Source organism: Streptomyces sp. NBC_01381 (genome assembly GCF_026340305.1).
Taxonomy (GTDB): Bacteria; Actinomycetota; Actinomycetes; order Streptomycetales; family Streptomycetaceae; genus Streptomyces.
This window is the reverse complement of record NZ_JAPEPI010000001.1, coordinates 3,691,961-3,708,275: the sequence shown is the minus strand read 5'-3', so window position 1 is coordinate 3,708,275 and position 16,315 is coordinate 3,691,961. Positions and strand designations below refer to the sequence as shown.

Below are 16,315 nucleotides of genomic sequence, written 5' to 3'. Positions count from 1 at the left end.
AATTGGTGCGGTGGGTCAGGCTGCTCCGCGCGCGACGTCGCGCGCGGCGGTGAACGCCGTGTACGGGTCCCGGTCCGGGTACGACCAGGGGTCTTTGGTCGCGTGCCGCCCGATGCGGTGGAAGAGCGCGGCCGCCTCGGCGGCCCGGCCCTCGCAGAACTTCGCGTGGGCGAGGAAGTTGAGGTCGACGCGGCAGCGCGGATGGGCCCTGCTCTCGGGCATCTCCCACTCCAGCCACCAGTCGAAGGCCGCCTTCATGACCTGGCGGGCCCGGCGGCCCGTCCAGTGCCCGGAGGCTGCGGGGTCGGCGGGCTCGCTGCCGATGGTGGCGAGGACGCGGTAGCGCTCGGCGTGCGCGATGACGGGCAGGACCGCCAACGGCGAGTCCTCGGGGGCCTGTTCGGCCGCCCAGGCGGCGAAGTCGTACACCTCGTGCAGCGGGTCCTGGCCCGCGGCGGGGCGCCGCTCGGCGAGCCTGGCCACCATCAGATGGTGGGCGTGGTGGTGCTCGGGGTGGCGGTGGCGGACCTCGTCGAAGAGCCGCACGACGTCCTCCTCGCGGCCAAGGGTGCGCTCCAGGGTGAGCAGCGCGAGCCAGGGCGTGGGGTCGGCGGGGACCAGCGCCGCCGCATCCCGGCAGGCTTCCCGCGCCTTCTCCGGGCGCCCCTTGCCGCGCAGCGCGAGATGCACCGCGGCAAAGCCGAGCAGCACGGCGGCGTCGGTGCTCTCGGGCTCGGCGAGCCGCCAGTCACGGGTCCAGGCGGTGGTGGAGTGCTCCTGCGCGAGTACGTCGAACCGGTGGCCCCTGCGGTCCCAGTCGTCGCCGGTGTCGGCGAACAGCGTACGGACCTCGGTCCAACGGCCCTGGGCCAACGCGGTGCGGGCGGTGACCAGTTCGGCGTCGTCGAGCGCGGAGTCGAAGGTGTGCGCCGCTCGCTTGCGGGAACGGCCCAAGGGGGGTGGGGGTGGTGACACCGCGGGACTTCCTCCCCGGCGCGGCTCGCTTACGGATGATCACGCTTAGCAAAGCGGTAGGCAGCGCTCCAGTCAAGGTGAGCCCACTGTCGCGGCCTTCACCAACTCGTTTCAAATCCCTCAGACTTCACCCCGACCTGCGCGGTCGCCCGTTTGGACACGATTCGGACAACTGCCGCCGATCGCTCGGCGGCAGCGGCGAACGGACCTCTCAGCTCACGGACTTGGCGGCCGCGCGCCCGGCCGCGCGCCCCGAGAAGAGACAGCCCCCGAGGAAGGTGCCTTCGAGCGAGCGGTAGCCGTGCACTCCCCCGCCGCCGAATCCGGCGGCCTCGCCGGCGGCGTACACACCGGGAAGCGGATCCCCTCCCTGCGCCAGGACGCGCGACGAGAGATCGGTCTCCAGGCCGCCGAGTGTCTTGCGGGTGAGGATGTTGAGCCGCACCGCGATGAGCGGGCCCGCCTTCGGGTCGAGGATCGGGTGCAGGGGAGCCGCCCTGATGAGCCGCTCCCCGACGAACTTGCGGGCGCCGCGGATCGCGGTGATCTGCAGGTCCTTGGTGAAGGGGTTGACGATCTCGCGGTCGCGCGCCTGGAGCGTGCGGCGCAGCGCCGCCTCGTCGATGAGGGGCTCCTTGGTCAGCGCGTTCATGCCGCGCACGAGCGCGCCGAGCTCCTTCTCCACGACGAAGTCGGCGCCGTGGTCCATGAACGCCTTGACGGGGGCCGCCACATCGGCACGTGCGCGCTCGATGACACCGCGCACGGACTTCCCGGTCAGATCGGGGTTCTGCTCCGAGCCGCTGAGCGTGAACTCCTTGCCGATGATGCGCTGGTTGAGCACGAACCACGTGTACTCGTACCCGGACTTCATGATGTGTTCCAGCGTGCCCAGCGTGTCGAAGCCGGGGAAGAGCGGCACCGGCAGGCGGTCGCCGCGCGCGTCGAGCCAGAGCGACGAGGGGCCCGGCAGGATGCGGATGCCGTGGTTCTCCCAGATGGGGTTCCAGTTCTGGATGCCCTCGGTGTAGTGCCACATGCGGTCGCGGTTGATCAGGCGGGCGCCCGCGCCCTCGGCGATGCCGAGCATCCGCCCGTCGACGTGCGCGGGCACGCCCGCGATCATCCGCTCGGGCGGAGTGCCGAGCCGCTCGGGCCAGTTGGCACGTACGAGATCGTGGTTGCCGCCGATGCCGCCGGACGTCACGATCACCGCCTGGGCCCGGTACTCGAAGGATCCGGTGACCTCACGGCTGCTGGCCTTGCCGCGCTCGACACCGGAGGGTTCAAGGACCTCTCCGGTGACGGTGTCGACGCTGCCCGCGCTGCGGGAGAGACCGGAGACGCGGTGGCGGAACTTGAGCTGGACGAGACCGCGGGCGACGCCTTCTCGAACCCGTCGCTCGAACGGTGCGACTAGACCCGGTCCCGTCCCCCAGGTGATGTGGAAGCGCGGCACGGAGTTCCCGTGCCCCTGCGCGTCGTACCCGCCGCGCTCGGCCCACCCCACGACGGGGAAGAACCGCACGCCCATCCCGTGCAGCCAGGACCGCTTCTCGCCGGCCGCGAAGTCGACGTACGCCTCGGCCCATTTCCGCGGCCAGTGGTCCTCGGGTCTGTCGAAGGCGGCCGTGCCCATCCAGTCCTGCAGGGCAAGCGCGTGCGAGTCCTTGATCCGCAGGCGCCGCTGCTCCGGCGAGTCCACGAAGAACAGTCCCCCGAAGGACCAGTGCGCCTGCCCGCCGATGGACTGTTCGGGTTCCTGGTCAAGGAGGATGACCCGGCGGCCGGCGTCGACGAGCTCGGCCGTCGCGGCGAGCCCGGCGAGACCCGCGCCGATCACGATCACATCTGCGTCGTAGGCCATAAGGGTCGTTCCTCCTAGTACGGGGGCGGGGGCGCACCAAAGGGGGGAGTTACTGGTGAGTCAGATCCTGAGTACCCAGGTGACCCACGTCAACTACCCGGTTCGGGTCACTCGCGGAGCGGGGCACGGAGAACGGGACTATCGTCGGCCTGGTACCCGCCAAGTCCCCACCCCGTGGCCCGCCTTGAGCACCTGTCCCGTCCCCCGTCTCGAGGTACGACGTGTCGGTCCTGATCCTCGTCCTCGGCGTATCGGCCGCCTGCTGCCTGGGCTTCGGCTTCGTGTTCCAGCAGGACGCCGCCCAGCGCGCCCCGCTGAGCGACTTCCTCTCGCCGCGGCTCCTGCTCGACCTGGTGAAGGTGCCGGAGTGGCTCGGCGGGATCGGCCTGATGGTGTGCGGCATGGTCCTCGGCGCGCTCGCGCTGGCCCAAGGTGAGATCTCCCTGGTGGAACCGCTCCTCGCCACGAACCTGCTGTTCGCCCTGACGCTCTCCCGGTACCGGACGAAGCAGCCCCTGGGGCGGCAGGGCTGGGCGGGTCTCGTGCTGCTCGCGGGCGGGGTGACGGCGTTCATCGTGGCGGGGCAGCCGCAGGGCGGGACCGCGGAGTCCGGTCAGCTGCGGCAGTGGCTGATCATGGGCGTGATGGTGGGTACGGCGATGCTCCTCACGGCGTACGCGAAGGCGTCCCGGCACCGGTGGACGGTCGGGCCCGTGCTGCTCGGGGTGGCGGCGGGTCTCCTCTACGGGGTGCAGGACGCGTTGACGCGGGTGAGCGGGCAGCGGTTCGACGACGGGGGCCTGACCCATCTGCTCACGGGGTGGCAGCCGTACGCGGTGCTTGTGCTCGGCGTGACGGGGCTGCTGCTCGTCCAGAGCGCGTTCGAGACCGCGCCGCTGCGGATGTCGCTGCCTGCGCTGACTGCTGCGCAGCCCTTGGCGGGGATTGTGTGCGGGGTGGGTTTTCTCGGGGACCAGCTGCGGATGGATGCGGCCGCGCTGACCTGGCAGGTGGTCGGCCTCGCGGCCATCGTGGGCGGCATCGTGCTGCTCGGGTTGCACCCGGCGATGCCGCGGGCCAAGACGCGCTTAGGGGTGCGGCAACTGGAACGCAGGTGATTTTCCCCAACCCCGCCCCTTCCCGAAAACCCGCTGCGCGGGGGCTTCGCGTGCCGTCATCACCGGCTCCGCCGAGTTCGTCCTCAAACGCCGGACGGGCTGAAAGAGCTACCGACGGATGGGCGGGCAACTGCCGGGCAATCGGGTGGGCGGGCGGGAAAGCTTTCGCCGCGAAGCGGCGGTACGGCGGCGCAGCCGACGACGACGCGTCGGCAGACCAGGGCCGCTGCCGGGCAATCGGGCGGGTGGGCGGGAAAACTCGCCGCGAAGCGGCGGTACGGCGGCGCGGCCGACGACGGCGCGTGGGCAGACCGGGGCCGCTGCGGGGCAATCGGGTGGGTGGGCGGGAAAGATCCGCCGCGGAGCGGCGGGCTTGAGCAGGGACTCCCTCGCTTTTAATAATGGGCAGCATTACAGTGGCCGTATGGCCAGGACCTCAGGATCCGACACCCGGGAGAAGCTGATCCGCGCCGGGGAAGAACTCTTCGCCGCGCAAGGCGTGGACGGCGCCCAGCTCCGGGACATCGTGCGGAGCGCCGGGCAGAGCAATCCCTCCGCCGTCCAGTACCACTTCGGCTCACGCGCAGGACTGCTCGACGCCGTGATGGCCGCCCGCCAGACCCGCACCGAGCAGGTCCTCGAGGCCGAACTCGCGCAGCTCGGCGACGCGTCCGACAGCCTGCCCCGCCTCCTCACCGCCCTGGTGAACGCCGAAGCCACCGAGCTCCGCTCGGAGCGGGGTCGCCGCTGCCTGCGCATCTCCGCCCAGCTCAGCCACGAGAGCGGCGTACGCACCCGGACCCCGCACCCCACCATCGACGGCACCGTCTACTGGGAGCTGATCGGCCGTGTGGAGGACTGCCTGACGGCCCGGCTCCCCGAGCCCGTACGCCTTGAGCGGCTCGACCTCGCGCTCACCCTCATCGGCGCCGCCATGGGCGACCGCGCCCGCCAGTACCTGGCCGGCACCACCCCCCTGACCGACGAGCCGCTCTTCCTCGCGGACCTCGTCGAGACCACCACGGCCCTGCTTGGGGCCCCCACCCCGCGGAGAGAACCATGAGCGAGCTGCACGACCTCACCGGCAAGACCGTCATCATCACCGGCGCCGCCCGCGGACTCGGCGCCGAGGCCGCGCGGCAGGCGGTCGCGGTGGGCGCCAACGTCGTCCTGACGGACGTGCTCGACGAGGAGGGCAAGGCCACCGCCGCCGAACTCGGCGAGCGCGCCCGCTTCGCGCACCACGACGTGACGTCCGAGGAGGACTGGCAGCGCGTCGCCCAGTTCGCGGTCGCCGAGTTCGGCGGGATCCACGGGCTCGTGAACAACGCCGGGATATCCACCGGCCAGTTCCTGGAGTCGGAGTCGGTCGAGCACTTCCGCAAGGTCCTCGACATCAACCTCACCGGCGTCTTCATCGGCATGAAGAGCGTCATCCCGGTGATGAAGGAGAACGGGGGCGGGTCGATCGTCAACATCTCCTCCGCCGCCGGGCTCATGGGCCTCGCTCTCACCGCCGGTTACGGCGCCTCCAAGTGGGGCGTGCGCGGCCTCACCAAGATCGGTGCCGTGGAGCTCGGCACCGCGCGGATCCGCGTCAACTCCGTCCACCCGGGCATGACGTACACCCCGATGACGGCCGAGCTCGGCATCGAGAAGGGTGAGGGCAAGTACCCCAACACCCCGATGGGCCGGGTCGGCGAGCCGCACGAGATCGCCGGTGCCATGGTCTTCCTCCTGTCGGACGCCGCCTCGTACATGACGGGCGCCGAGATCGCCGTCGACGGCGGCTGGACCGCGGGACCCACCGTGAAGTACGTCATGGGGCAGTGAGGTTGGATGGTCGGCATGACTGACGTGACATCAGGGCAGGCCGACCCCCGCGACGAGATCCTGGCCATCGTCGACGAGAACGACGAGGTCGTCGGCGAGGCCCCGCGCGGTGAGGTGTATGCGCGGGGCCTGCGCCACCGCTGCGCGTTCATCCTCGTGCGGGACCCCGAGGGCCGTGTCTTCGTGCACCGCCGGACACCGACCAAGCTCGTCTTCCCCTCCCATTACGACGTGTTCGTCGGAGGGGTCGTCGGGGCCGGTGAGTCCTACGACGACGCGGCGCTGCGCGAGGCGCAGGAAGAGCTGGGGGTCAGTGGACTCCCGCAGCCCACCCCGCTGTTCAAGTTCCTGTACGAAGACGGCGCGGGGCACTCCTGGTGGTCGTACGTCTACGAGGTGGTCTGCGATCTGCCGGTGAGCCCCCAGGTCGAGGAGGTCGACTGGCACGCCTTCCTCACCGAGGACGAGCTGGAGCGGCGGCTCGGCGAGTGGGAGTGGACGCCGGACGGGCTCGCCGCCTTCGAGCGGCTGCGGGAGTTCCGCGCACGGTAGCGCGAGGTGGCTCGAGGTGGCGCGGGCTAGTGTGCGGCGGGTGAGCAACTTCGTACAGAGCCTGCGCCTGTGGTTCGCCCCCGAGCGGATCAGCGAGGAGGGCGACACCCCCGACTACCGCTTCTCGCTTGCCAACGAGCGGACCTTCCTCGCCTGGCTGCGCACCGCGCTCGCCCTGATCGGCGGGGGTTTCGCGGTGGACCAGTTCCTGCCGGACCTGCGCTGGGGATGGCGCATCGGTCTCGCCCTGGCCCTGCTCGCCGCCGGTGTGCTCTGCTCGCTGCGCGCACTCAACCACTGGGTGCGCTGCGAGCGGGCGATGCGGCGGGGCGAGGATCTGCCCACGTCGCGCTTCCCGATGCTGCTGAGCCTGGCCGTCGCGGTGGTGGCGCTCGCCATGGTCGTCATCGTGCTCTTCGGGTGGGAAGGATGACGGATCAGGCCGCGGTCCGCGATCCGGGGCTGCAGCCGGAGCGCACGCGGCTCGCGTGGCGGCGTACGACGCTGTCCAGCACCGTCGCCGCGGTCCTCGCGGCACGGGCGGCGCTGCACGACGGCGCCACCATGCTGTCCGTCCTGGCCTGCGCCCTCGGCCTGCTGCTCTGGCTCGGCTTCCTCGCGGTGGCGCACCGCAGGCTCACCGATCTGTCCGCCACGAGCAGGCCGCGCCCGCTCACGCGGCGGGCGGCGGCGACGGCGACGCTGTGCACGATGGCGCTCGCGGTGTGCGCGACGGCGATGGTGCTCTGAGCCGCTGAGCCCCGGTGGCCCCGTTTCAGTCCGTCCAGTCCACCGTCACGACGATCTTGCCCCGGGTGCGGCCCTCCGCACTCAGGCGGTGCGCGTCGGCCGCCCGCTCCAGCGGGAACGTCTCGGAGACATGGACCGTGACGACGTCCTGCTCCGCTAGCTGCGCCAAGCGCTGCAGGTCGTCGGCGTCGGGGCGCACCCAGCAGTAGTCGCCGCCCAGGCCGATCACCGCGGGGTCCGAGATCGAGGCGAGGCGGCCGCCCGGCGCGAGGACCTCGGCGGACACCTTGAGGGCGTCACCGCCGACCGTGTCGAAGGCGGCGTCCACCCCCTCCGCCGCCAGCGCCCGCACCCGCTCGGCCAGGCCCTCTCCGTAGGTGACCGGTTCCGCGCCGAGTTCGCGCAGGAAGTCGTGGTTGGACTCGCTCGCGGTGCCGATGACACGGGCGCCCGCGTGCCGGGCGAGCTGGACGGCGAGCGAGCCGACGCCGCCGGCCGCCGCGTGCACGAGCACCACGTCGCCCTCCGTCACGGCGAGCGCCTTGGTGATCACCTGGTAGGCGGTGAGCCCGGCGAGCGGCAGGCCCGACGCCTCCTCGAAGGTCAGATTGCGCGGCTTGCGGGCGAGGGTGCGCACGGGGGCGGCGACGTACTCGGCGAAGGTGCCGCGGGAGAGGAAGTCCTCGCGTACGTATCCGATGACCTCGTCCCCCACGGAGAACTCCGGCACGGACGCGCCCGGCTGCACCACCACGCCCGCGACGTCCCAGCCGGGGATCACCGGGAAGACGGGGTCGATGATGGCGTCGAGGTGGCCCTCGCGGCACTTCCAGTCGACGGGGTTCACGGACGCGGCGCGGACCTTCACCAGGACGGAGTCGGGGCCGACCTTCGGGTCACGGACATCGCCGTACTCGAGAACTTCGGGTCCGCCGTACTGGCGGTAGCTGATCGCCTTCATGGGATCGCCTTCGTGGAATCGCCCTTGTGAGGGGTGCCGTCGTGCGGTGACAGAAGCGAAGTGGAAGCGAAGTGATGGAAACATCAACAAGGCTTCCATATCCCCATCAAAAGGGCATCGAGGGCTAGCCTGAGAGGGTCACCCCCTCCCACAGAAGGTGTACCCGTCATGACCCAGCTTCATCACGAGCACCCGGTGCACGAGCACATCCACGGCCCGGCCTGCGGGCACCCGGAGGTGCCGCACGGCGACCACGTCGACTACGCGCACGACGGCCACATGCACCGCCTGCACTCCGGGCACTGGGACGAGTGCGAGCCCAGCGGCCACGCCATCCACGAGGGACACGACCACCGGCACGGCGACGGCTGCGGACACACGTCGGTCCTGCACGGCGACCACGTCGACTACCTCCACGACGGCCACCGGCACGCACCGCACGACGGCCACTGGGACGACCACTGAGGGCCACGCGCCCCGAACGGACCGGCCGCCTTCCCCCGCACGGACGCCAACTGGCAGTCTGTGGCGGGGGATCGGCATGCCGGGGGTGGTGAGCGCGACCGCGATCCTGATCACGTTCCCGCTGCGCTCTGGACGACATACCGACTGGTCGGCATCATAAAGAGCGGCACAGCCGACACCACCGGCACCGCATTCGACGTCGACCGTCCGATCAGGAGCGAAGATGAGCCCAGACCACCCGCCAGGCCTCGATCTCGACCAGCTGCGCGGCCATCTGGACCGCGAACGGCCGGGCCTGGTGGGCGGACCGCTCACCGCCCGGCTGATCGAGGGCGGCCGGTCGAACCTCACGTACGCCGTGACGGACGGCAGCACGCGCTGGGTCGTGCGGCGGCCGCCGCTCGGGCACGTCCTTGCGACCGCGCACGACATGAAGCGCGAGCACCGGGTGATCAGCGCCCTGCACCCCACCGACGTACCGGTGCCGACGCCGGTGCTGCTCTGCGAGGACGACTCCGTGATCGGGGCGCCCTTCTACGTGATGGACTTCGTGGAGGGCACGCCGTACCGCACGGCCGACGAGCTGGCACCGCTGGGCGCCGAGCGCACCCGGGCCGCCGTCACCGGCCTCGTCGACACCCTCGTCGATCTGCACTCCGTGGACCCTGCGGCGGTCGGCCTCGGTGACTTCGGGCGGCCCGACGGCTTCCTCGACCGGCAGCTGCGCCGCTGGGGCAAGCAACTCGACGCATCGCGCAACCGCGACCTGGCGGGGATCGACGAGCTGCACGCGGCGCTCGGCCGCAAGCTGCCCGTCTCCCCCGCGGCCACCGTCGTGCACGGCGACTACCGCCTCGACAACGTCCTGATCGGCCCGGACGACAAGATCAAGGCGATCCTCGACTGGGAGATGTCCACGCTCGGCGATCCGCTCACCGACCTGGGCCTGCTCGTCATGTACAGCACCCGGCTCGACCTGCCCGACTCCCCCATCAGCACCACGGCCGGCGCCCCCGGACACCCGGCGGCCGCCGAACTGGTCGAGCGGTACGCCGCGCGCTCGGGGCGCGACGTGTCGGCGGTCGACTGGTACACGGCGTTCGCCTGGTTCAAGCTCGCCGTGATCCTGGAGGGCATCCACTACCGCTACACGCTCGGCCAGACGGTCGGCGCGGGCTTCGACCGCATCGGCGAGCTCGTCCCCGTCTTCATCGAGCACGGCCTCAGCACGCTCCAGGAACGAAAGGAAGGCTGAGCCCGCCATGGACTTCGCCTACGACGCGCACACCGAAGAGCTGCGCGCCAAGCTGCTCGCCTTCATGGACGAGCACGTCTACCCGGCCGAGGCGGTCGCCGACGAGCAGCGGGCCGAGCTTGCCTCTCCGTGGGACACGCCCCCGATCGTGGAGGAGCTGAAGGCCGAGGCCCGCAGGCAGGGCCTCTGGAACCTTTTCTTTGTAGACCAGCACAGCCTTCCCGACGCCGAGCACGGCGCCGGGCTGACCAACCTCCAGTACGCGCCGCTCGCCGAGATCACCGGCCGCTCCCCGCAGCTCGCGCCCACCGCGCTGAACTGCGCCGCCCCGGACACCGGCAACATGGAGGTGCTCACCCAGTTCGGTTCCGACGAGCACAAGAAGCAGTGGCTGGAGCCCCTGCTCGCCGGTGAGATCCGCTCGGCGTTCGCGATGACCGAGCCGGAGGTGGCCTCGTCGGACGCCACGAACATCACCACGCTCATCGAGCGCGACGGCGACGAATACGTCATCACCGGGCGCAAGTGGTACATCTCCGGGGCGATGAACCCGGACTGCAAGGTCTTCATCGTGATGGGCAAGACCGACCCGGACGGCGCCGACATCCGCCGCCAGCAGTCGATGGTGCTCGTCCCGAGGGACACTCCGGGGCTCGAAGTCCGGCGCGCCATGCGGGTGTACGGGTACGAGGACCACTACCACGGCGGTCACGCCGAGGTCGTCTTCGACCGCGTACGCGTCCCCGTCTCGAACCTGATCGGCGAGGAGGGCGGCGGCTTCGCCATCGCCCAGGCGCGGCTCGGTCCCGGCCGCATCCACCACTGCATGCGGCTGATCGGCATGGCCGAGCGGGCCATCGAGCTGATGTGTCAGCGGGCCGTGGCACGGACCGCCTTCGGGAAGCCGCTCGCCCAGCAGGGCGTCGTCCAGGAGTGGATCGCGGACGCCCGGGTCGCCGTGGAGCAGCTGCGGCTGCTCGTGCTCAAGACCGCCTGGCTGATGGACACCGTCGGCAACAAGGGTGCGCACACGGAGATCCAGTCCATCAAGATCGCGACGCCGCGTACGGTCGTCGGCATCCTGGACCAGGCCGTCCAGCTGCACGGTGCGGGGGGTGTAAGTCAGGACTTCCCGCTCGCTGAACTGTGGGCGGCGGCGCGGACGTTGCGGTTGGCTGATGGGCCGGATGAGGTGCATCAGAGGTCGCTGGCGCGGCGGGAGCTTAAGAAGTACCTGTAAGCGCCTTCCGGGGGACTGTGCGTCGCTGCGACTCCGTCGTGGCTGGGCGCGCAGTTCCCCGCGCCCCTTCGGGGCGCCCCGAAGGGGCGCTCCTTACGGGCGCAGCGCCCTCAGCAGCAGGTCCGCCAAGTGGTCTGCGACCTGTTGCGGGGTGAGCGGGCCGTCCGGGCGGTACCAGGTGGACAGGTGGTGGACGGAGCCGAAGTGGTAGTCCACCACCAGGTCCGCCGGGGTCGCCTTGGAGAAGACGCCGGCCTCCTGGCCCTCCTCGATCAGCGCGCGGAAACGCTCGTGGTAGCGGCGGCGCTCGGCCCGCACCTGCTTGTTCTTCTCCGGGCTGAGGTGGTGCATGGAGCGGAAGAAGATCGACGCGTCGTCGAGGTTGTCGATCGTCGTCACGACGACGTCCGCCGCCGCGTCCCGCACCCGCTGCTCGATGGGAGCGTCGGCGTCCGCGAACGCGTCGAGGCGCTCCTGCTGGACACGGAGCACGCGCGCGTACACCTCGTGCAGGAGATCGTCCTTGGAGCCGAAGTAGTGGTAGAGCGCGCCCTTGGTGACGCCTGCCGACTCCACGATCTCCTGCACCGATGTGCGGTCGTAGCCGCGCTCGGCGAAAAGCCGCGTGGCGGCGGCGAGCAGCCGCTGAGGGACGGGCGTACCGTCACCGTCCGTCGTCCTGGCCACTGCCGCCACCTTCCTTCCGATGTCACTGACCGTTGTCTGTACGGGAACGCAGTTCCCGCCGGAGGATCTTCCCACTTGTCGTCTTGGGGAGCTCCGGCAGGATCTCGACTGCCCGCGGATACTTGTACGCCGCGAGCCGCTCCTTGCAGTAGTCCGCCAACGCCTCCGGTGCCTCTTCGGCCCCCGGCCGCAGGCTCACGTACGCCTTGACCGTCTCTCCCCGGTAGCTGTCCGGGACGCCGACCACCGCCGCCTCGCGGACGGCGGGGTGGGTGTAGAGGACGTCCTCCACCTCGCGGGGCCAGACCTTGAAGCCGGACGCGTTGATCATGTCCTTCTTGCGGTCCACCACGTAGAGCCAGCCCTGGGCGTCCATGAAGCCGATGTCGCCGGTGCGCAGCTCGCCGTCGGGGAAGGCCTCGTCGGTGGCGTCGGGCCGCTTCCAGTAGCCGGGGACGACCTGCGGGCCGCGCACGGCTATCTCGCCCTGCTCCCCGAAAGGGACGTCCTTGCCGAAGTCGTCGACGATGCGTACGACGGTCTCCGGCCCCGGTACGCCGACCGCGAGGGTCCCCGACACCGGATCGACCGGTGCCTGGAGGCCGGGCGGCACGGAGGCGCACGGGGCGGTGCACTCGGTGAGGCCGTAGCCGTTGTGGAGGTAGGGCCCGAAGTTCGCGGCGAACTTCTCCACCAGGGCGGGCGGCAGCGGCGCACCGCCCGAGGAGATCATCGCGAAGGAGTCGAAGTGCTCCCGCGTCACGGAGGGGTGGGCGGCCAGCGCCATGAAGGCGGTGGAGGGGCCCACGGTGTACGCGGGTTTGTGCTCGGCGAAGGCGTCGAGGACGACTCCCGCGTCGAAGCGGTAGGCGAGCGCGAGGGTGCCCGCGTTGGCGATACAGCCGGCGATCTGCGCGACCATGCCGGTGATGTGGAAGAGCGGCGCCATCGCGAAATAGCAGGCGCCTTCCGGGATTCCGGAGCCGGTGCGCTGCCGCTCGGCGTTGTAGGTGATGTTGCCGTGGGTGTTCATGGCGCCCTTGGGGGTGCCGCTGGTGCCCGACGTGTAGCTGATCAACGCGACGTCCGCCGGGCCGAGTTCACGGTCCGTGGGCGCCGGGAGTCCCTGGCGGGCGACCGTCACGAGGTCCTCGGCGTCGGCGGCCTGCGGCAGACGCTCGAAGTCGAGCACCCGGGCGTCGTCGCGGCTCTGCAGATCGAGCTGGCAGGCGGTGAGCACGATGCGTACGGGAGAAGCGGCGGCCGTCTCGCGCAGATACGTCTCCCATGCGCGGTCCGCGCAGATCAGCGCGGTCACGTCGGCGTCCGCGAGGACATGCCCGACCTCCGCCGTCTTGTACATGGGGTTGACCGGCACGACCGTGGCGCCCGCCTTCCACGCGCCGAGCAGCGCGATCACGAAGTGCGGCGTGTTCTGCAGCAGGATGGCGACCCGGTCGCCGCGCGCGAGCCCGCGCGCGGCCAGGTGTCCGGCGACGGAGTCGGTGAGGGCGTCCGTCTCGCGGTAGGTGAGGCGTCCGTCGAAGTAGGCGAGGGCCGTGTGCTCTGGGGCCCTGGCGAGGGCGGCCCGGAAGGCGTGCACGACGGAGTCGGCGGGCTCGACGGGCCCGCGCTGGGCTTCGTTGAGGCGGCCGAGCCAGGGCTTGGCGTCGTATATGGAGGCGCTGGAGGACGTGTCGCTCACCGCTCCGTCGCCTCCCACTTCTGCTGGATGTGGTTCATGCCCGTCAGCCACTTGTCGGGTTCGGCGGCGCGGATCCGGTAGTACTCGGCGACCTCGGGGTGCGGCAGGATCAGGAAGCGGTCCTCGGCCATCCCGGCGAAGAGCGCGTCGGCGACGTCGGCGGGTTCGATCGCGGTGGGCGTGAGCACGAGGTCGCCCGCGCTGCCGGTGGCGGCGAGCATGTCCGTGCGCACGCCCTGCGGGCAGATCGCGTGGACGCTGATCCCCCGGTGGCGGTAGGTGAGCGAGAGCCATTCGGCGAAGGCGTACGCGCCGTGCTTGGTGACGCTGTAGGGCGCGGCGCCGATCATGGTGAGCAGTCCGGCCGCCGAGACGGTGGAGACGAAGCGGCCGCTGCCGCGCTCCAGCCAGCCGGGAAGCAGTTCGTGCGCCGCGCGGACGTGGGCCATGACGTTGACGTCCCAGGCCCTCGCCCAGACGTCTTCCGGCGCGGCCTCCGAGCCGCCGGATCCGAGACCCGCGTTGGCGCAGTACACGTCGACGGTGCCGCCGAGCGCCTCGGTCGCCGCGGGCACGATCGTGGAGGCGTCTCCGGGCACGGCGACGGCGCCGATCTCGCCGGCCACCGCCTCGGCCTTGCCGGCGTCCAGGTCGTTGACCACGACGCGCGCCCCCGCCGCGGCGAAGCGGCGGGCCAGCGCGGCCCCGATGCCGCCTCCGGCACCGGTGACGACAACTCCCTTGTCCTGCAGGGTCTCCACGTTCGGTCTCCTTCGGCTGCGGCTCCGCTGTGATCGCAGACTAACCAGTCGGTATGCGATGGCGGAAGGGGGTCGTCCAGCCGGGTTCGTTCCCCGCCGGGGGTCCGCGCGCTAGCGTGCGTGGCCATGACAGCCACCGCGCTCACGGAGGTCTCTGCATGAACCTGTCCCGACGCAGCCTGTCCAGACGCGGCCTGCTCGCCGCCTCCACCCTCACCGCCCTGACCGCGGCCTCCCCCGCTTCCGCCGCTTCGGCCGAGGGGGGCGGTTCGGGCGGCGGGCGGCGCCTGCGCACCGGCTTCGAGCGCCTTGCCGCCGACGGGTACGCGCCGCTGAACGGCGAGCGGGTCGGCGTGGTCACCAACCCGACCGGTGTCACCAGGGACGTACGCCACATCGTGGACGTCATGCACGCCGACGAGCGGGTGGATCTGGTCGCGGTGTTCGGGCCCGAGCACGGATTCCGGGGAACGGCGCAGGCGGGTGGCTCCGAGGGGCGGTACGACGATCCGGCGACCGGGCTTCCCGTCTACGACACGTACCAGAAGAGCGGTCGGGCGCTCGCCGACATCTTCACCGCGGCCGGGGTCGACACGATCGTCTTCGACATCCAGGACGTGGGCGCGCGCTTCTACACGTACATCTGGACGCTCTTCGACTGCATGGAGTCGGCCGAGCTCGCGGGCAAGCGGTTCATGGTCCTCGACCGGCCGAATCCGGTGACGGGGCGCGGCGCGTACGGGCCCGTCCTGCACAAGGAGTTCGCGACGTTCGTCGGGCGGCAGCCGATCGCGCAGGCGCACGGGATGACGGTGACGGAGCTCGCGCTCCTGTTCAACGGCGAGTTCCTGGAGCGGCCCGTGGAGCTGGAGACCGTGCGGATGACGGGGTGGAAGCGCTCGGACTTCTACGACGCGTCCGGCCTTCCGTGGGTGCCGCCGAGCCCGAACATGCCGACGCCCGACACCGCCCTTGTCTACAGCGGCACCTGCCTCTTCGAGGGCACGAACCTCTCGGAGGGGCGCGGCACGACCCGCCCCTTCGAGCTCCTGGGCGCGGAGGGCATCGACCGCAAGTGGGCGGCGGCCGTCAAGGAACTCGGCCTGCCCGGCGTGCACTTCAGGGAGGCGTACTTCGCGCCGACGTTCTCCAAGTTCCAGGGCAAGACGATCGGCGGCGTCCAGCTCCACGTCCACGACCGGGAGTCGTACGACCCGGTGCGCACCGGCATCACGCTGCTCGTGACCGCCAAGAAGGTGTGGAGCGGGTTCGCCTGGCGCTCGGACAACTGGATCGACAAGCTCACGGGCACCACCCGGGTCCGCACCCAGATCGACGCGGGCGCGGACACGGACGAGGTGGTCGCCGCCTGGCAGGACGACCTCGCGGGCTTCCGCGCGATGCGCCGCCGGTATCTGCGCTATCCCTAGAGCGACCGCCGCGCGCTCGCGTGCAGAATCCTTGCCAGTTCCCGCGGCTGGGAGAACATCGGCCAGTGGCCGGTGTCCATCTCGACGAGCCGCCAGCGCTCGCTCTTGAGCAGCTCGGCCACGTCGTCCATCGGCTCTCGGCCGTCGAGCAGGCATTTGATGTACGTCGCCGGGAGCTCGTCGAGCGGGCGGGCGAGCTCCGCGGGTTCGGTCAGCGTGGCGCCGGGGTGCGGTGTCGAGCCGCTCGCGAACCGGGCGACCTGTTCGCTGTCGAGCCCCTGCCCGTCGAACTCGGCCGCGGCCGGGGGCGGCCACCAGCCGTCGTTCTCGGCGAGCGTCTCCTCGAACGCCTCCTGGCCCCGCCACCACCCGGAGGCGAACGACTCGCCGTCGATGGGGACGTTGGAGTCGACGAACACCACACGGGTGAGCCGGTCGCCGATCAGCTCGGCGGCCTGGCCGACGGGGATGCCCGCGTAGCTGTGCCCGACGAGGACGACATCACGCAGGCCGAGCCGTTCCACCTCGCCGACGATGTCCCGCACATGGGTCTGCTGTCCGGCCGGCACGCCCTGCTTGTCGGCGAGGCCGGAGAGCGTCAGCGGGTGGGCGCCGTGCCCGGCCGCCCGCAGTTCCCGCGCCACGTCGTCCCAGGCCCACGATCCGAGCCACGCGCCCGCCACGAGTACGAATTCCGCCATGGAGGAGAACGTACA

The 16,315-nt window shown here is 71.1% G+C and carries 17 protein-coding genes; 10 read left to right on the top strand and 7 right to left on the bottom strand.

Going from position 1 to position 16,315, the window contains the following annotated elements:
* Window positions 1–15: 15 nt before the first annotated feature.
* Together OG453_RS17275 and OG453_RS17270 are read right to left on the bottom strand one after the other, a co-directional pair.
* Complete coding sequence (locus OG453_RS17275) at window positions 16–975, bottom strand: hypothetical protein (protein WP_266868778.1); 960 nt, start codon at window positions 973–975, stop codon at window positions 16–18.
* A gap of 211 nt (window positions 976–1,186) precedes the next feature.
* Window positions 1,187–2,842 (bottom strand): FAD-binding dehydrogenase, encoded by a 1,656-nt coding sequence (locus OG453_RS17270; RefSeq protein ID WP_266868777.1) that lies wholly within the window; start codon window positions 2,840–2,842, stop codon window positions 1,187–1,189.
* A gap of 221 nt (window positions 2,843–3,063) precedes the next feature.
* Here OG453_RS17270 and OG453_RS17265 point away from each other — a divergent pair, with 221 nt between their 5' ends.
* The 6 genes from OG453_RS17265 to OG453_RS17240 all read left to right on the top strand — a co-directional run bounded on the left by OG453_RS17265 (window position 3,064) and on the right by OG453_RS17240 (window position 7,095).
* Window positions 3,064–3,960: a DMT family transporter gene (locus OG453_RS17265; RefSeq protein WP_266868776.1), complete on the top strand. Its 897-nt coding sequence runs from the start codon at window positions 3,064–3,066 to the stop codon at window positions 3,958–3,960.
* 424 nt (window positions 3,961–4,384) lie between these two features.
* Window positions 4,385–5,023 carry a TetR/AcrR family transcriptional regulator gene (locus OG453_RS17260; protein WP_266868775.1) on the top strand — a complete coding sequence of 213 codons (639 nt, stop codon included), beginning with the start codon at window positions 4,385–4,387 and terminating at the stop codon, window positions 5,021–5,023.
* Window positions 5,024–5,028: 5 nt separating this feature from the next.
* Window positions 5,029–5,793: an SDR family oxidoreductase gene (locus OG453_RS17255; protein WP_266869905.1), complete on the top strand. Its 765-nt coding sequence runs from the start codon at window positions 5,029–5,031 to the stop codon at window positions 5,791–5,793.
* Between the two features lie 15 nt (window positions 5,794–5,808).
* Window positions 5,809–6,345, top strand: a complete 537-nt coding sequence (locus OG453_RS17250; RefSeq protein WP_266868774.1) for an NUDIX hydrolase — start codon at window positions 5,809–5,811, stop codon at window positions 6,343–6,345.
* Window positions 6,346–6,385: 40 nt separating this feature from the next.
* Window positions 6,386–6,778 (top strand): YidH family protein, encoded by a 393-nt coding sequence (locus OG453_RS17245; RefSeq protein WP_266868773.1) that lies wholly within the window; start codon window positions 6,386–6,388, stop codon window positions 6,776–6,778.
* Window positions 6,775–7,095 (top strand): DUF202 domain-containing protein, encoded by a 321-nt coding sequence (locus OG453_RS17240; RefSeq protein WP_266868772.1) that lies wholly within the window; start codon window positions 6,775–6,777, stop codon window positions 7,093–7,095. The genes OG453_RS17245 and OG453_RS17240 overlap by 4 nt, the downstream gene beginning before the upstream one ends.
* A 25-nt stretch (window positions 7,096–7,120) precedes the next feature.
* Here the strand turns inward: OG453_RS17240 and OG453_RS17235 are convergent, their stop codons facing one another.
* Complete coding sequence (locus OG453_RS17235) at window positions 7,121–8,056, bottom strand: NADP-dependent oxidoreductase (RefSeq protein ID WP_266868771.1); 936 nt, start codon at window positions 8,054–8,056, stop codon at window positions 7,121–7,123.
* A 168-nt stretch (window positions 8,057–8,224) separates the two neighbouring features.
* Between OG453_RS17235 and OG453_RS17230 the strand changes: the two genes are divergently transcribed.
* The 3 genes from OG453_RS17230 to OG453_RS17220 all read left to right on the top strand — a co-directional run bounded on the left by OG453_RS17230 (window position 8,225) and on the right by OG453_RS17220 (window position 11,016).
* Entirely contained in the window at window positions 8,225–8,521 is a 297-nt protein-coding gene (locus OG453_RS17230; RefSeq protein ID WP_266868770.1) for a hypothetical protein, read from the top strand.
* A gap of 223 nt (window positions 8,522–8,744) precedes the next feature.
* Window positions 8,745–9,776 carry a phosphotransferase family protein gene (locus OG453_RS17225; protein ID WP_266868769.1) on the top strand — a complete coding sequence of 344 codons (1,032 nt, stop codon included), beginning with the start codon at window positions 8,745–8,747 and terminating at the stop codon, window positions 9,774–9,776.
* Window positions 9,777–9,783: 7 nt separating this feature from the next.
* Complete coding sequence (locus OG453_RS17220; RefSeq protein ID WP_266868768.1) at window positions 9,784–11,016, top strand: acyl-CoA dehydrogenase family protein; 1,233 nt, start codon at window positions 9,784–9,786, stop codon at window positions 11,014–11,016.
* A 93-nt stretch (window positions 11,017–11,109) separates the two neighbouring features.
* Here OG453_RS17220 and OG453_RS17215 read toward each other — a convergent pair whose 3' ends face one another.
* The 3 genes from OG453_RS17215 to OG453_RS17205 are packed head-to-tail and all read right to left on the bottom strand — an operon-like array spanning window position 11,110 to window position 14,169.
* Window positions 11,110–11,703, bottom strand: a complete 594-nt coding sequence (locus tag OG453_RS17215; RefSeq protein ID WP_266868767.1) for a TetR/AcrR family transcriptional regulator — start codon at window positions 11,701–11,703, stop codon at window positions 11,110–11,112.
* 22 nt (window positions 11,704–11,725) lie between these two features.
* Window positions 11,726–13,408, bottom strand: a complete 1,683-nt coding sequence (locus OG453_RS17210; RefSeq protein WP_266868766.1) for a class I adenylate-forming enzyme family protein — start codon at window positions 13,406–13,408, stop codon at window positions 11,726–11,728.
* On the bottom strand, window positions 13,405–14,169 hold the full coding sequence (locus OG453_RS17205) for an SDR family oxidoreductase (RefSeq protein WP_266868765.1): 765 nt from the start codon (window positions 14,167–14,169) through the stop codon (window positions 13,405–13,407). Before OG453_RS17205 ends, OG453_RS17210 begins: the two co-directional genes overlap by 4 nt.
* 158 nt (window positions 14,170–14,327) lie before the next feature.
* Here OG453_RS17205 and OG453_RS17200 point away from each other — a divergent pair, with 158 nt between their 5' ends.
* A complete protein-coding gene (locus OG453_RS17200; protein WP_266868764.1) occupies window positions 14,328–15,599 on the top strand; it encodes a DUF1343 domain-containing protein in 1,272 nt (423 codons plus the stop codon).
* On the opposite strand, the gene OG453_RS17195 is transcribed toward OG453_RS17200, so the two are convergent.
* Window positions 15,596–16,300, bottom strand: a complete 705-nt coding sequence (locus tag OG453_RS17195; protein ID WP_266868763.1) for an alpha/beta fold hydrolase — start codon at window positions 16,298–16,300, stop codon at window positions 15,596–15,598. The two genes, OG453_RS17200 and OG453_RS17195, sit on opposite strands and share 4 nt — an antisense overlap.
* Between the last annotated feature and the right edge of the window lie 15 nt (window positions 16,301–16,315).

Excerpts from the sequence above, each read along its gene's own strand:
- OG453_RS17270 (WP_266868777.1), bottom strand. The coding sequence starts at position 2,842 with ATGGCCTACGACGCAGATGTGATCGTGATCGGCGCGGGTCTCGCCGGG.
- OG453_RS17260 (WP_266868775.1), top strand. The coding sequence starts at position 4,385 with ATGGCCAGGACCTCAGGATCCGACACCCGGGAGAAGCTGATCCGCGCC.
- OG453_RS17250 (WP_266868774.1), top strand. The coding sequence starts at position 5,809 with ATGACTGACGTGACATCAGGGCAGGCCGACCCCCGCGACGAGATCCTG.
- OG453_RS17240 (WP_266868772.1), top strand. The coding sequence starts at position 6,775 with ATGACGGATCAGGCCGCGGTCCGCGATCCGGGGCTGCAGCCGGAGCGC.
- OG453_RS17235 (WP_266868771.1), bottom strand. The coding sequence starts at position 8,056 with ATGAAGGCGATCAGCTACCGCCAGTACGGCGGACCCGAAGTTCTCGAG.
- OG453_RS17230 (WP_266868770.1), top strand. The coding sequence starts at position 8,225 with ATGACCCAGCTTCATCACGAGCACCCGGTGCACGAGCACATCCACGGC.
- OG453_RS17225 (WP_266868769.1), top strand. The coding sequence starts at position 8,745 with ATGAGCCCAGACCACCCGCCAGGCCTCGATCTCGACCAGCTGCGCGGC.
- OG453_RS17220 (WP_266868768.1), top strand. The coding sequence starts at position 9,784 with ATGGACTTCGCCTACGACGCGCACACCGAAGAGCTGCGCGCCAAGCTG.
- OG453_RS17200 (WP_266868764.1), top strand. The coding sequence starts at position 14,328 with ATGAACCTGTCCCGACGCAGCCTGTCCAGACGCGGCCTGCTCGCCGCC.
- OG453_RS17195 (WP_266868763.1), bottom strand. The coding sequence starts at position 16,300 with ATGGCGGAATTCGTACTCGTGGCGGGCGCGTGGCTCGGATCGTGGGCC.